Raw genomic sequence first — 15,637 nt, 5'->3', positions numbered from 1 at the left:
TAGCCATTTCTCGCTCGATTACGTTTGATTTCTCTAGAAATGGTTGAAGGTGAGCGATTCAGTCTCCAAGCGATATAACGTTTAGAAAAACCTTCACGTAACAAAGTATAAATCTGATATCTTTCTTCTTGGGTAAGATGAGTGTAGTTCATGATGCAACTTTGACTTTGGTCGGTCGGAAGCAAAATGCTAGCTCATCTTGCTTCCTTCCAATAATTTAATCTCTGTTGCACTTCATTTGAGAATCTAAGAATTAAATATTTTTAAATCAGGATATTGTTAAATGAGTAGTGAGCTTGAACCAAAATTTATACTTATAGATAATGAGGCAGATGCATATGTGGCAACAATAGAAACTGCAAGAAAATCACTGCATATTTTTAAAGAAAATTTAAAAAAAATATCTGAAGGTGATTTTGCCTGCGTTAAATTTTATATTCCGGTTAGCTTAGATTCTGAAAATGGTGCGAATATATGGCTGATGACTCCATTTTTTGAAGATAATTTCTGTTTTGCCCGCCCTTTTGAATTACCAGAAGAATTTAAATGGATTCAGATTGGACAGTGGTTGAAGTTCAGTGAGTCTGATCTTTTAGATTGGTATGTTTTAAAGCAGAATGGGGAGATGATAGGGGGGTATTCATTACGTCATCAGCGCGCACAGCTTTCTGCAGAACAGCAGATAGAATTTGATCAGCGTGTTGGTGTAACTAAGCTTATTGATTTTTAATAAGTTTTATTTAGAAATTGGAAGTTATAATCGATTGAATTAAAAAGATTTCATCATTTATATTCGATACTTATGATAACTGGAGAAATTCTTTGAGTTTATTAAAGAATTTCTCCCTTGTGCATTGAAAGTACATTTTGAGGAGACTCATCTCCTAATAGAATAGAAAATGAATCTCCCCTAACCCTGAGTGAGATTTAAGCATTGCTTTAAATCGATGCGCAAGAAAAGAGGGGAAATTTGTTGATTAGTGCGCCTCGTCCCAATTCATGCCTTTGCCGACTTCGACAATCAGCGGTACGGAAAGCTGGATCACCGATTGCATCACTTCTGCCAGTTTCGGTGCTAGTGCATCGGCAATATCGGCATCGACTTCAAATACCAATTCATCGTGTACCTGTAACAGCATTTTTGCCTGATCTTTGGGCAGCATTTTATCCACTTCCACCATCGCCATTTTAATGATATCGGCTGCACTACCTTGTAGCGGGGCATTGATGGCCGCACGTTCAGCTGCTTTGCGCACCATCATGTTACGCGCATCAATATCCGGCGTATATAAACGGCGACCTGAAATAGTTTCTACAAAACCTTGTTCCAAAGCAACCTGACGCGTACGTTGCATATATTCATAAATGCCTGGATAACGATGGAAATATTGCTTGATATAGTTTTGCGATTCTTCACGGGTAAAGCCAAGCTGACGAATCAGACCAAATTCGGACATGCCATATAACAGACCAAAGTTAACGGCTTTGGCCTGGCGACGCTGGTCATTGGTGACATCTTCCAGCGCAATGCCCAGAACTTCGGCAGCAGTACGGCGGTGTACATCCTGACCATGCTTAAAGGCATCCACTAGGGCTTCGTCCTGGGAAAGATGCGCCATTAAACGCAGTTCAATCTGTGAATAATCGGCTGCCAGCAAGACCCGGCCTTCAGGGGCAATAAAGGCCTTACGGATTTGGCGACCAATTTCTTCACGAACCGGAATGTTTTGCAGGTTCGGATCGGTAGAGGATAAACGACCTGTGGCGGTGAGCGCCTGATGATAACTGGTGTGCACACGACCGCTGTCATTGTTGGCCTGTTTTTGCAAGCCATCGGTGTAGGTGCTTTTCAGTTTGGACAGACCACGGTATTGCAAAATCAAATCGGTAATCGGATGGTCGATTTTTTCCAGAATGCTTTCGCTGGTGCTGTATTGACCGGTCGAGGTTTTCTTGCCGCCTTTGAGTCCGAGTTTATCAAACAGGATTTCACCGACCTGTTTCGGCGAGCTGACATTAAACGGCTGACCGGCCAATTCGATAATCTGGTTTTCCAGATTCTGGATGGTATTGGAAAAATCCACGCTCAATTGGTCTAAAAACTTCAGGTCCAGCTCGATGCCGTTTTCTTCCATGATGGTGAGCACACGGGCTACCGGCATTTCAATATTGTGCAAAATATTGTTCAGCTCAGGAATCGCCTGCAATTTTTTCGACAGGACTTCATACAGACGATAGGTTACATGTGCATCTTCCGCCGCATAATGTGCTGCGGTTTCAATCTCGATCTGGTTAAAGGTTTTCTGTTTAGCACCTTTACCGGCAATCTGTTCAAAAGTGGTGGTCAAATGGCTTAAATACACGCGAGCGACATCATCCATGCCATGACGGGTCGCCACAGAATTGAGAACGTAAGATGCCAGCATGGTATCAAAATACCAGCCTTGCAGTTCAATGCCGTGATTCTGCAAAATATGCGCATCATATTTTAAATGATGGCCAATTTTCTCAACTGCTGCATCTTCTAAAATCGGCTTGATTTGCGCCAGGAGGGTTTCCCGATTCAGCTGTTCAGGCGCACCTTCATAGTCATGAGTCAGCGGAATGTAATAGGCATCGTTGGCATCAAAAGCCAGTGAAAAGCCAACCATTTCTGCAATACGGTAATCCAGGCTGGTGGTTTCAGTATCAAAGGCAAAACGTTTGGCACTTCTTAAACGCTGGAAAAGCAGGTCCCAGTCCGCTTGAGTTAAAATGGTGTGATAAGTGGCTTTACCCAGTTGATCATCCGCACTGGTCAGTTCAGCCTCATCTTCAGTATTGATGACAGCTGGGGCATTGATCTCTGTTGCAATACTTTTGGCTGCCTGTTTATAGACGGAATTGTTGGGATTATTCGGATGATCGAGGGACTGCAACTGGTTACGGAACTCAAGTTCGGTATAGAGCCGGCGCAGTTCTTCAACATTCGGATCACCGAGTTTCAGGTCTTCATAACAAAGACCCATATCCAGGTCGCAGACAATACTGGCCAACTGATGATCCAGGGTAATGCCTTCGACATTGTCTTTAATGCTTTGACCGACTTTGCCTTTAATTTTATCGACATTTTCCAGAATGCCGCCGATTGAACCGTATTCGGTCAACAGTTTGGCCGCAGTTTTCGCGCCGACACCCGGTACGCCACGGATGCCATCTGACGTATCACCCATCAAGGTCAAATAGTCGACAATCTGGTTGGGCCACACCCCGAACTTTTCAAAGACAGCATTCACATCCATCGGCTTGTCTTTAAAGCTGTCTTCCAGGGTCACTTTATCGGTGACCAGCTGTGCCATGTCTTTATCGCCGGTCGAGATTAGCACCTGATAACCTTTGGCTTCTGCGCGTTTGGCCAGGGTGCCGATCACGTCATCTGCTTCGGCGCCAGGAAGGGTGTGTAAAGGAATGCCCAAAGCACGAATCAGGTTATGAAGATAGGGAATCTGCTGAGACAGTTCATCCGGCATACTTGGGCGGTCACCCTTGTAAATGGGCGAAAGCTGATGACGGAATGTCGGCTCAGGCGTATCAAAAATCACCGCCATATGCGTCGGCTGGATACGGCGCATCAACTTTTGAATCGCAGAAATGGCACCACGAATTGCGTTGGTCTGTAAACCAGTCGAAGTGGTTAGTGGTGGCAGTGCATGGTATGCACGAAATAAAAAATATGAGCCATCGACCAAAACAAATGGTGGCATTGAAAGATTCCTAATTCAAATATCGGCCTTATTGTACGTGATTTTGCACATGAACATAGACACATCATTCAAGATGCGTGTTACCGAATATCTGATGAATGCTTAAAAATCAAAGTCACAGCTGTTGTATCATCGAATCAATCAGGATTGAGATAAAGAAAAAATGGGGAAAGGACAGAGCGAAATCCGGATGATTTGGCTGATGGTATTGATTATTGTCGGGGTGGGGGCCTGGTTTTTGGATGTACGCATCTTCACCTATTTGTGTGGCTTGGCCTTTGTCATGAGCGTGATGCAATATGTCGATGCGATTTATTCCCCGGCAGCACAAATTGCTGCAGAAACACATCTTTCAGTTCAGGAAAGCTCTAAAGTTCCTTTATATCTTTGTTCAATTATTGCCATTGTCGGCGGCATTCTTGATTGGGAATTTGCAATTGCTGTCGGGATCACAGGCTGGGTTTTTTTCTTTTTAAGATGGTTACGCCGTTTAGAAGGGGTATTGAACCAGATTCAAACGCGATTGCAGCACCCTCAAACGCTGGCTTCTTCGGTTGTCGAAAATCCACAGTCTCAGCCTCATGAAACTCAGCCTACATCATCATCGGAATTGATTGAACAGTTTAAGCAGTGGATTTTTCAAGGTAATCCGGTTTTAAAAGTCGCCATCTTGGTACTGGTAATTGGTATTATTCTGTTACTGCGTTTTGCCACCGAACATTGGCAACTCAGTCTGGCAGTGAAGCTGGCAATTGTTGCAGGCATCAGTGGGGCTGTAACCGCACTTGGTTACTGGATGCAGAGTAAAAACCGCAGTTTCGCCCTGGCCTTGGAAGGTCTGGGTTTAGCAGCCTTGTTTTTGACGCTTTTCTTTGCCTATTACAATGCGGTGATTCCGACACTCGCCATCGCTGGACTGTGTTTTGCTCTGATTATGGGTGTGACCCTGATTCTCAGCTTAAAACAGCAATCCATTGAACTGGCGCTGATGGCGATGATCATTGCCTATATTGCACCGTTTACCTTGCCGGTCCGCAACGCGACCGCGATTGAACTGATTGCTTATTATGTGGTGATCAATCTGGCTGTTGCGGTTTTAAGTACCTTACGCCCCTGGAAAATGCTGAATCAAATCGCGTTCTTGATGACGGTCATCGTTGGCGGTGGTTATGCCTTTTATCAGGGCAAAGAATTCGAGAAAAATACCCTAACCTTTTTGGTGGCAGTGCATACGGCAATCTTTGTCTGGCTGAGTTTTCGTTTTAGCCAGCTGATTGCCAAAGAAGATATTGCTCAGTTCAAGCTCAAACCGGTATTGGATATTGCCCTGATTTTTGGCGCACCTCTGGTCGGTTATATTTTTATTTATTTAATGCATTTTGAAGAAACCCTGTGGCAAGCCGGAGCGAGTCTGGCTTTTGCAGCCGTGTACGCAGGCCTGTATCAACTTTCAAAACGTCATCAGGCGGTGCTGCTGATTTCTCAAAGCTATTTCAGTTTAATGCTGATTTTTCTGGCATTAATTCCACCGATTCTGTTGCACAAACAATGGAGCGTAATCGGCTGGGCTGTGGAAGGGCTGATCATTTTTATTTATGCCTTGTATCGCCAGTCGGATATCAGTCGCTATCTGGCTATGGGGCTGATGATTGTTGCCGGCTTATCCAGTTTGTATTACCTGGTGGAATTGAATGAGTTTCCCAATGAAATGTATTGGGGCTTATGCCTGAGCTATTTTGCCGTGGTTGTGGTGGCAAATAGCCGAGGGTCCTTTAGGCAGCAACTGGGCAGCTCCACGATAGCCTTCCACTGTTTGCAGATGCTGTCTGCAACTACTATGTTGATTGTATTGTTGCTGGATGAAATTGAGCATTCCAGCCAGCTGGTGATGAGCCTGCTGATTGTGAGCGGATTCTATCTGCTGATCAATGAAGCCATGTTGCGGTGCAAAGCCACTTGGACTTGGCTATTTCCCAAATGGCTGGGTCTGATTCCAGTCTTTGTATTTGCCCTGATTATTGTGATTGATCAAAGTCAGCAGGGCGTTATTGTTTGGCCAACGCTGTTTGACCGCCTGGGTTTTGCACTCTCCGGACTGATGCTGACGGCATTGTGGCTTCGTCCACTACTGGGTGTGCGGACTGAAAAAGAATGGGTCAGTTTTGGCACCTTGACCAGTCTGGCCATGACCAGTTTAACCCTCCTTCCGGGTATGCCTTATATCAGTGTGGTGATTTTGCCCTTGCTTTTCTGTGCCTGGTGTTATTGGCAGCTGGATAATCCAGACTGGAAAATGTTTTGGCAAGCCCGCAGTAGTTTGGTGCTGATGGCGAGCTGGATTATCTGCTCGCAACTGTTTAGCCAGCAAGCCTTTCAGGGCTATATCCTGCCAATTATCAATCCTTTTGATCTGGTCAGTATTGCCATGCTGGCAGGTTTTATCTGGATGTTGTCCTTGCAGGTTAAATCGGGACTGGATAAAGGCATTGTCGCGGTGCTGATGGTGCTGAGTTTGCTCTGGCTCAGCAGTTATATTGTGCTGCGTGCATTGCATGTTTATTTAAACACGCCGTTTAATGAAATGGCGGTGTGGGGAAATGCAACCGTTCAACTGAGTCTGACTTTGTTATGGGTCAGTTTGGCCTTTATGACCATGAGTCTGGCCAGCCGAAAACAGTTGCGTTCAGTCTGGATTTTGGGCGGTAGTATTCTGGTGATTGTAACCTTGAAACTGGTGCTGTTTGACCTGTCGCATATTGGCACCTTAACCCGGGTAATTTCATTCCTGGGTGCAGGCTTTGTGATGCTGATGATTGCGTATATTGCACCGATTCCGGAAGGGGAAAATACGAATCCCTCATCCCGACCTTCTCCCTGAGCCATATATGGCGCAAGAGAAGGAGAGGTAACTTCTTTTCTTTAGATGCAAATAAATAAAATCTCCCTAAATCCCTCTTTGAAAAAGAGGGACTTTCCTCCCTGAGCAAATTTAAAGCGCCGCTTTAAATGAAGTGTAAGAAAGGGAGGTTAGGAGGGATTTTATTATTTCAACCCCGCCTCACGCTTCACTTCTTTGGCATTGGCATACGGGTCAATATCTTCATCACTTAAAGGCTGGGCAGGTGCTGGCCGGTCGACAAAGCCCATTTTCGGTACCGGAATTTCAATTTGATTGGCCAGAAAACCGTTACGGATGCGTTCCTGCATTTCATCGCGAACTTTCAGGAAGTTTTCACGGTTACACCAGATGGCAAATAACAGCTCAATCGAGGACTCACGGAAAGCGGTTACGGTTACTGCCGGTTTTGGATCCGCTAAAACCAGCGGGTATTTATTGGCAACATCCAGCAATACCTCACGGACTTTAATGATGTCTTCGTGGAAGTTAATCGCTAAAGTGATGGGAATTCGCCGAATGGGAAATTTGGACAGGTTGTAGACGGGGGCACGAATCAGCTGTTCGTTCGGTACGCGCACATAGACATTGTCCTGAGTCAGCAGTTTCACTGAAAGCAGGTCAATCGAAATCACTTCACCTTCAATGGTATGTCCGCGAATCAGGGTCATTTGTACCGTATCACCGATTTCAAAAGAACCTTCCCCGATCAGGAACAAACCGCTGATGAGGTTAGACGCAGACGTTTGCGAAGCAAAACCCAGCGCTACGGTTAAAATGCCCGCTGCACCTAAAAACACGCTTAGTTTAAAACCGGCTTCTTTCAGGCTGGCCATCACAAAAATCAGGAAGATGAAATAAAAAATCCCGCGTCGCCAAACCAGACTTTGGTGGGCATTAAAGCGTGAGCCAACAGTACGGATAAAGGTATTGGAGACAAAACGTGCAATTAAAAAACCAATAAAACACAGGACGATGGCAACGATAATCTCGGTCAGGCGTTCTGTGTTGATATTGGTAAAAATACTTTTGAAGCTGCTGGTAATTTCTTTAGGAATATTTGAATCGGCCATATTACCCCCTAGAAAAATGAATCAAACATATTAAACAAGGCACTTGCCGGTTCACGTGGCGGATGGACATAGATCACTTCACCCGCATGAGGAGGGGTACGGTTTTCAATACGGATGCGTGGCGGTCTATCCAAGCCTTCATGCAAAACTTTAATTTGTGACGTCCATAGGCGACCGGTACTTTCACTATAGAACAGGGGGAGTGCAGAAACCGGCACATTCATCCGGTCAAAGCGTAACTGTTGATGGCTGGTATTATGAAATTCAATGGGGGTTACCGCGCGAAAGGCACGTGGCTTGAGCTGATGCAGTTCAGTACGGCCATCCACTGCTGTAGCATAGCAAATTTCGCCATGACGATGATTGGGTCCAAACCAGGTGTCTTTGGGCAGAATCACCGGAATATCAAACAGTGGATCTTTTTGTCCTTCGACAAAACCGGCAATCCATAAAGGGGTGCTGATATACAGCGTACCGCGCTGACCAGCCGGAATATAAATCGGATCGACCGGTTTAATCACCACCGAGCGATCAGCCAGACGCGGCATCAGCTGTAATTTATTTTGGGTAGACTTGAACATATAACGTTCAACTTTGAGCGGTTGCGGAAAAGCAAAATTCGGATCTTCAATCGCATGCCACTTCTGTTCATAGTCATACTGCACCTGTGGACGATGATATTCCAGGCGCCATTCCTGCAAACCACGGGTCAGACGAAATAACAGTGAACCAAACTGCCAGGCTTTAGGCTGGTTCAATTCGAAGCTTTGTTCGCCCCACCATTTGATTAAATTGGGCTGCTCTGCATCTATCAATTCATCGTTTTTAGACAACGGCATATTTCCTTTATCACTTAATCATTAAAAACAGACTTCACGCTGTCCTATGCTTAGAGTACACTCAAATCAATTTATTCATCATTATAAACTTTGATGCAAGTACTTAAACAATTACAAATACCATATAGTTTTGCCAAGCGTCATGGCGTATTGCTGCGCTACGAGGGTGATCAGGCATTTATTGTGCGCCGTGAAAATACGCCGTTGCTGGCGATACAGGAAGCTCGTCGCTATTTGGGGTATCCTGCACAGCACCAGTTGTGTAGTGAACAGGAATTTCACCAATTACTCAGTTCCAGTTTTGCCGGTGATACCGGTGAGTCGCAACAGGTAGCAGCCGGTCTGGAAGATCATCCTGATTTACTCAGTCTGGCCGACTCGGTACCTGAAGCTGAAGACCTGATGGATCAGGAAGATGATGCTCCAATCGTCAGGCTGATCAATGCCTTACTGTCTGAAGCCATCCGTGTCGGTGCATCGGATATTCATATTGAATCCTTTGAGAAAAAACTGTCGGTGCGCTTGCGTGTCGATGGACAGCTGCGCGAAATCGTGCAGCCACGCCGTGAACTGGCACCGCTTTTAGTCTCGCGAATCAAGGTTATGGCCAAACTGGATATTGCCGAAAAGCGTATTCCGCAAGATGGCCGTATCTCTTTAAGACTGGCGGGGCGTGAAGTGGATGTGCGTGTTTCGACCTTGCCGTCGTCGCATGGTGAGCGTGTGGTAATGCGTTTGCTGGACAAGCAGGCCGGACGTCTGAATATGACCCATCTGGGCTTGATGCAGCCGGATTATGAGCGTTTGACCCATCTGGTGCATCGTCCACATGGCATTATCTTGGTGACCGGGCCAACCGGTTCGGGGAAAACCACGACTTTATATGCAGCCTTATCTGACCTGAATGACGGCTCAAAAAATATCTTAACGGCTGAAGATCCGATTGAATATCAACTGGAAGGTATTGGACAAACGCAGGTCAACAGCAAAGTAGACATGACCTTTGCCCGCGCTTTAAAAGCCATGTTACGTCAGGACCCGGATGTGGTGATGGTCGGTGAGATTCGTGATCTGGAAACGGCCGAAATAGCCGTGCAGGCATCCTTAACCGGTCACTTGGTTTTATCTACATTACATACCAATACGGCAATTGGTGCAGTCACCCGGTTAAAAGATATGGGTATTGAACCGTTCTTGCTGGCCAGCTCCCTAATTGGCGTGATCGCTCAGCGTTTGGTGCGTACCTTATGCCCGCGCTGTGCAACCTGGCATGAAGCGGATGCTTTTGAAAGCGAAATTTTTAAGCATTTACAAACAGACAATGCATTAAAATTACCGCAACCGAAAGGTTGTGATCACTGCTCGCATACCGGTTTTATGGGGCGGACTGCCATTTATGAAATTGTACCGGTAGATGAGCCGATGCGCCGTCTGATTCATGGCAATGCTGCCGAATATGAACTGGAAGCCTATGCACGTAAACAGTCCGGCTCAATTCGGGATGATGGTTTACGCAAAGTGCTGGCAGGGAAGACCACCTTAGAAGAAGTGCTGCGTGTGACCAATGAAGCCGCGGAGTGATTAGAAGAACTCTTCCTCGGCTTTGCTTTTTCCTCATTATTCATAAGAAAATTTACAACTGAGCTAAGTATGAATAAGACTCAAGAGCGAATTCATATTTTAAAATATGCAAAGTCAGGAGATTTCTTTGTGCTGAAATTTGGCACCTATAAAGAATCCAAGTTCTAATGCTCTGTATTCGGTAATTTCATAACCAACATTTTGTTTCATTAACTCAAAAAATGCTTCAAAGGCTTTTTCATTTTTTAGCTTTTCGATAAGCTTTAAATACTCAATATAAACTTTGGGTTTTTCCAGTTTGTATTTATGGGGTTCTGAATTGTTTAGAAATCTAAAAACACGACTATCCCATATGGCATATTGCTCTGGGTTGATGAAATGCAATAGTTTTGAGGTGCCGACCAAAGAATTATTAAAGGCTGTTTTTAGAGTGGTAAGTTGTTTCTCATCGATGAGCTCACCATTTTTTACATCATTCAATAGGGTGATGACTTCCTTTGAGTTTTGAAGATTTATTGTTTTGAGGGTCGTTGGCATCCAAGAATAAGTAAAGCTTATCCCGATAATCAAATTTTCCAGGTTTATAGATTTTAAACTTTTGAAGTAACTTAAAAAATAAGGATAAGAAAGGAGATAGCTTTCTTCAGTTGATTTAAAATTATGTGCAATATTGGTGAGCTGTATAAGAATGTCGTGATTTGATTTTCTAAGTGATTTCATTTTTAGATATGATTTAGACGTTGTTTGGGTCAATAAAAAGTTACATGTAGTGTACTAGAAGGTCTCGGTCTTAAGGTCAATTTAGAATATTTTTAAAAATTAAACCTACTTAAAAGGGGTGCCTGCTTTTAAGTAGGTTTCGAAAATCAGACAATCACATTTCGGATTACATTAATATTGTTACGTGTCGCATTGGAGTAGGGGCAGACAATATGTGCGGCATCCACCAGTTTTTGTGCTTCGGCCTGATCCATACCTTCTAAATGAATATTCAATGTTACTTCGATACCAAAACCTGTTGGAATAGGACCAATTCCGACTTCACCTTCAATATAGGCATCTTTGCTGATATTGAATTTATCCCGGTTGGCGACAAATTTCATGGCACCTAAAAAACATGCTGAATAACCTGCGGCAAAAAGTTGTTCGGGATTGGTGCCGCCGCCCGGTCCGCCCATTTCTTTGGGCACGGCTAACTGGACATCCAGAATTCCGTCCGATGAGGTTGCACGTCCGTCACGCCCACCTGTAGCTTTCGCTTTTGCTGTATAGACTGCTTTTTCTAATGCCATTTTTTCATCCCTACATTTTTGTTGAAGCTGTTATGGTGTGGGATTTTGAATAAAGAATAAGCAGTGATTTTGTAATTTTATAGAAGTCCAGAGATGAAAATTCGGTTTTAAGGCAGGCAAATTAGAAGCTGATAATTTTACGATGCTGAATTAAAGGCATTGACTCACGGATTTGGGTTTGTTCAGCTAAATCAAACGGCACGGTAATTAAACTTGCGCCTTCACTATGAACGATATCTAAAATTTGGCCCCGGCTATTGCTGGCAGCTGCATGTCCCCAAGTCTGACGTTTTTTACCGTGCCAGCCTTGTTGAGCTGCACCTAAAACCTGACACTGGCTATCCAGCGCGCGTGACTGAAGCAATAACTGCCAATGCATCTGGCCAGTCGTATAGGTAAATGCAGCAGGTGCAGTAAGTATATTTGCACCTTGATGGCGTAAAGTTAAAGCCAGTTCAGGAAAACGCAAGTCATAGCACACCATCAGACCAATATGGCCAAATGGGGTTTGGGCAACGACCACATCGGTACCCGGCTCAAAGAATCGAGATTCCTGATATCCACCAACAGCATCACCCACTTGTACATCAAACAGGTGAATCTTGTCATAACGTGCTTCAGTCCCTTCAGGGCTGATGCATAAACTGACGGTGCGTACACGGCCATCGGTAATGATGGAACCATCCGGTCGGAATGGGCAGGGAAGTGTCCCTGCCACAATCCAGATTTCATATTGATGTGCCAGTTTTTCCAGACGCTGCTGTAGGTTTTCGAACTGCGCTGCAGTCTCGCGTTGTTTTCCTGCGGCAAAACAGACAAAGTTTTCCGGGAAAACAATCAGCTCGGCCCCATCTGCTTTACTTTGTTGTATCAATGACTCGATCACGATGAAATTCGCTTCAATATCATCTTGGGAATTCATTTGTACAACAGAGAGTAAAGTCATGGTGTGAGCTCTAAATCATCATTTTTATACGTTTTGTTGAGAGACCTGTTCTAGGCTCTCTTGTTCTTTTTGTAATTGTTTCACCAAAGGCTCAAACATGTTCTGGTTACTGTCATTTAACTTCATCAAGGTTTTATGCGCATCTAAAACAGTGGTTAACATGGCATTATGGGTAATGTGCTCTTCAATTAACTCGCGGGTACAAACTTTCGGGTCACCGCAGTAATTTAAAATCACAAAAACCTGTCCCAGGCCCATGCTATTGGCCAAGGTGGTAATATCAGGATTGGTAGATAACATGACGGCCTGAATTTGATGGGTTTGCTTCAGCTTTAAACCCAGCTTGGCAAGGACACCCAAAACCGTACTGTCAATAAATGTAGTTTGGGTTAAATCTACGATTGCCCCAACGACATTTGATTGCTGTTCAAGTTTACTAAGAAGTTTGTCTAGACTGATACAAGATTGAGCACGCACTTCGCCAATAAGCTTAAAAATATGCGTTCCATTCAAGCTTGCATATTCAACATGACCTGTTGACATATAAATGCCATTTGCAGAGAAGGATATTAAAATTATCACATAGGGCCACTATAGACTCAAGTAGCCAACAGTCGTATATTGCTTAGTTGAAAGTTAACGTATTGATTATGTGATTAATTCATTCGGCGTAAACTTAAGATGGCAATATCGTCTGCCACATGTTCCGGGGCCTGGAATGATTGATTTTGCAAATGAAAGACTAATTTTTCAAATTGTTCATTGAGTCCGCCATCAAATGGTTCAAGTGCACCATCTGAACAAATAATAAACCGGGCATGACGATTCAGTACGCATTCAAACTCTTCAACTTCCAGGTCTTCAGTGAGTCCCAAAGGGAAACTGCTGGTATTTAAAATTTTAGGCGGCTGATTGGGTTCAAAGATAATGGCGGGAGGATAATGCCCGGCACTTGACCAACGCAGTTGATGCGTTTCCAGGTTTAAAATTCCGGCAATCATGGTGATGTGTTTTTCAATATTTTCTTGCACCAGCATGCCATTGAGTTTTTTGACCAATTCACGTGGTGTTTTAGAGCGCCCGTGAAAAGCCGCCATCCAGGAGGTGAGTAGACTGCTGGTCACGCCATGTCCGGAAACATCCGCCAGATAGAACATGATCTCTTTATCGCTGATTTTCCAGTAATCATACCAGTCGCCAGACAGGTAGGCAGAAGGTTGAAACAGGGTTTCAACTTTATAGTTCATCAGTTCTATAGGGTTGGGGAGTAAGCGTTTTTGTAATTCTGCAGCTGAAGGAAGGTCGCGACTATCCTGATTGCGCTTGTACTGAGCATCAATTTTCAGTAAGGAATCTTCCGGGTCACGTGGCAGCTTGTTCCAGATCCAGCCTGCTAAAGCCCCAAGCTCCCAGGCTTGGGCTAAAGCTGTGCCTTCATTTTCAAAAGCCAGCACAATCGTGGGAAGTGACCACTGATGGATAAGATAGTCCTGTACATCAGCAATTGCCAGGATGGTTGGGTCATACAAATCAATATCGTCTATGTGAATCATTTGCACACCGGGAAGTGCGCTGAGTACCTGATCTAAATAAGGAATATTGCGAGTCGGTTGAATGAAATACATAAAGAAATTGTATGATCCTTAAATTGATAACATCGAGAGCTGTACTATAACAATCTAATGATCAGCAAAGGAAGATGCTGTGCTGATCATATTACTATTAAATAAATGCGACTTGTGTGGTGTTTGCATAATCTTCAGAGGTTGCATCACTGGATTGATCAGAATTGTCCTGTTGATCCTGAGAGCTGTCTTGGTCATCTTCAATGAACAGGGTTTCAGGTTCCAGTCCTTTCTTTTCGGCAATTGAAAAGTTTTTACGCTGTAAATAAATATCGCGAATTGCAGAATATTTGTCACCTTGCAACACATCTTCAATATCTAAAAGTTGCGAACGTGCATCAATACCGCGTAGCACTTGCTCACTCCAGTATAGTCCTTCACGATCTTCTAAAAGATACTTTTGTGGACGGGCCTGACCATCGACAACCAGCCCCACAGTATCACGGAAGGTACTTGGGCCAAACACGGGCAACACCAGATAGGGACCGGAAGGAATGCCGTAATAACCCAGTGTCGTGCCAAAGTTTTCCTCTTCGGCAGATAAACCGATACGACGAGCAGGATCAGCAAAGCCCAAGGTGGTGAGGGTATTAATGGTAAAGCGTCCTAAAGATTCTGCCGCACGAAGCGGACGACCTTGAATCAACTGATTTACCACATTCCATGGTTCGCCTAAATTTTTACGAAACTGGCGATAAGAGCCACGCACTTCAGTCGGCACTTTTTCCTTATATTGAATGGCGAGAGGGCGGGCAACATTGCGATCCAATACCTCATTAAAAGCAAAGATCTGTCTGTTTAAAGGTTGTAAAGGATCCTTCTGGTTTTCAGGTTGAGTTGCATTGGCGTCTACTCTTAAGTCTTTAGCTTTAATATTTTTTAACTCTTTGAGTGCATCAAGACGGGAGGTTTGAGCTGTCTGAGTTTGTGATGTAGCAGAGTCTAGATCTGATGTAGTTTGAGATTTAGCAGACGGAGCTAAATCTTGTGCAAATACAGGAGAAATTAACCCTAAAGATAAAAAGCTAGCCCAAATATAATGAAAGTGACGCATAAAAAATCCTAGAGCTCTATGAAGCCGGTACTTAAAGCTAAAAATACGTAATAAAATATATTAACAGGTCTCTGCATAGGCTTATTAAAACAAATTTGATCAAAATATGTAGGAAAAAAAGATAAAATGATTAAAAAATATCCCGATGATGTGAAAAGTTAAAAAAGGGTGTTGCATTGGGTTGGAAATACTGTAGAATGCACATCCATCGGCGGTGATGAAGATTAAAACTTCTGATAAAACAGTAACTTAGTTAAGATTGGTTGAGTTAGGTTTTATTTGATAAGTTTAAAAATAATCTGATTTACTGGTTGACTTTCTAGAGATAGAGAGTAATATAGCCGACCTAGCTTGCTGGTGACGAACCAACAAGAAGATCATTAAGAGATTATGAAGAACAACTTGTGTGGATTTTTACTGGTTGATTGATCGAAATTATTTTCATTGATTGATGGTAGAAATTACTCGAAGTTTATTTGAGAAATATTTGTCAGAAAATTGATGAGCCAAGATTTGTAGCCATAAGCTACTAATGATTTTAAACTGAAGAGTTTGATCATGGCTCAGATTGAACGCTGGCGGCAGGCT

At 43.8% G+C, this 15,637-nt stretch carries 13 protein-coding genes; 3 read left to right on the top strand and 10 right to left on the bottom strand.

Annotated elements, in window-relative coordinates; genetic code table 11:
- The coding region (locus E0H88_RS15465; RefSeq protein ID WP_165493334.1) for a helix-turn-helix domain-containing protein at positions 1-152 on the bottom strand (152 nt) is incomplete at its 3' end.
- A gap of 131 nt (positions 153-283) precedes the next feature.
- On the opposite strand from E0H88_RS15465, the gene E0H88_RS15460 reads away from it, so the two are divergent.
- Entirely contained in the window at positions 284-730 is a 447-nt protein-coding gene (locus E0H88_RS15460; protein WP_131274995.1) for a DUF2314 domain-containing protein, read from the top strand.
- A 247-nt stretch (positions 731-977) separates the two neighbouring features.
- Here E0H88_RS15460 and polA read toward each other — a convergent pair whose 3' ends face one another.
- Entirely contained in the window at positions 978-3,743 is a 2,766-nt protein-coding gene (gene polA / locus E0H88_RS15455; protein ID WP_131274993.1) for a DNA polymerase I, read from the bottom strand.
- Positions 3,744-3,906: 163 nt separating this feature from the next.
- Here polA and E0H88_RS15450 point away from each other — a divergent pair, with 163 nt between their 5' ends.
- Positions 3,907-6,621, top strand: a complete 2,715-nt coding sequence (locus E0H88_RS15450; RefSeq protein WP_131274991.1) for a DUF2339 domain-containing protein — start codon at positions 3,907-3,909, stop codon at positions 6,619-6,621.
- A gap of 164 nt (positions 6,622-6,785) precedes the next feature.
- Here the strand turns inward: E0H88_RS15450 and E0H88_RS15445 are convergent, their stop codons facing one another.
- Positions 6,786-7,712 carry a mechanosensitive ion channel family protein gene (locus tag E0H88_RS15445; RefSeq protein ID WP_092820895.1) on the bottom strand — a complete coding sequence of 309 codons (927 nt, stop codon included), beginning with the start codon at positions 7,710-7,712 and terminating at the stop codon, positions 6,786-6,788.
- 8 nt (positions 7,713-7,720) lie between these two features.
- Positions 7,721-8,551 (bottom strand): DUF432 domain-containing protein, encoded by an 831-nt coding sequence (locus E0H88_RS15440; RefSeq protein WP_131274989.1) that lies wholly within the window; start codon positions 8,549-8,551, stop codon positions 7,721-7,723.
- Positions 8,552-8,644: 93 nt separating this feature from the next.
- Here E0H88_RS15440 and gspE point away from each other — a divergent pair, with 93 nt between their 5' ends.
- Entirely contained in the window at positions 8,645-10,132 is a 1,488-nt protein-coding gene (gene gspE / locus E0H88_RS15435) for a type II secretion system ATPase GspE (RefSeq protein WP_131274988.1), read from the top strand.
- Positions 10,133-10,246: 114 nt separating this feature from the next.
- Here the strand turns inward: gspE and E0H88_RS15430 are convergent, their stop codons facing one another.
- The 6 genes from E0H88_RS15430 to E0H88_RS15405 all read right to left on the bottom strand — a co-directional run bounded on the left by E0H88_RS15430 (position 10,247) and on the right by E0H88_RS15405 (position 15,049).
- Complete coding sequence (locus E0H88_RS15430) at positions 10,247-10,885, bottom strand: hypothetical protein (protein WP_252152036.1); 639 nt, start codon at positions 10,883-10,885, stop codon at positions 10,247-10,249.
- 113 nt (positions 10,886-10,998) lie between these two features.
- Positions 10,999-11,424 carry an organic hydroperoxide resistance protein gene (locus E0H88_RS15425; RefSeq protein WP_131274986.1) on the bottom strand — a complete coding sequence of 142 codons (426 nt, stop codon included), beginning with the start codon at positions 11,422-11,424 and terminating at the stop codon, positions 10,999-11,001.
- Positions 11,425-11,545: 121 nt separating this feature from the next.
- Complete coding sequence (locus tag E0H88_RS15420; protein ID WP_131274984.1) at positions 11,546-12,370, bottom strand: carbon-nitrogen hydrolase family protein; 825 nt, start codon at positions 12,368-12,370, stop codon at positions 11,546-11,548.
- A 24-nt stretch (positions 12,371-12,394) separates the two neighbouring features.
- Positions 12,395-12,913, bottom strand: a complete 519-nt coding sequence (gigB, locus tag E0H88_RS15415; RefSeq protein ID WP_131274982.1) for an anti-anti-sigma factor GigB — start codon at positions 12,911-12,913, stop codon at positions 12,395-12,397.
- A 113-nt stretch (positions 12,914-13,026) separates the two neighbouring features.
- The gene (gene gigA, locus E0H88_RS15410) at positions 13,027-13,995 is read right to left on the bottom strand and encodes an RsbU family protein phosphatase GigA (RefSeq protein WP_131274980.1); all 969 of its coding nucleotides are present in this window, start codon (positions 13,993-13,995) and stop codon (positions 13,027-13,029) included.
- Between the two features lie 97 nt (positions 13,996-14,092).
- Positions 14,093-15,049, bottom strand: a complete 957-nt coding sequence (locus tag E0H88_RS15405; protein WP_131274978.1) for an MlaA family lipoprotein — start codon at positions 15,047-15,049, stop codon at positions 14,093-14,095.
- Positions 15,050-15,637 lie beyond the last annotated feature (588 nt).

It is taken from the genome of Acinetobacter sp. ANC 4216, assembly GCF_004331195.1.
Lineage (GTDB): Bacteria > Pseudomonadota > Gammaproteobacteria > Pseudomonadales > Moraxellaceae > Acinetobacter > Acinetobacter kookii.
This window is presented reverse-complemented; position numbering and strand designations above follow the sequence as displayed.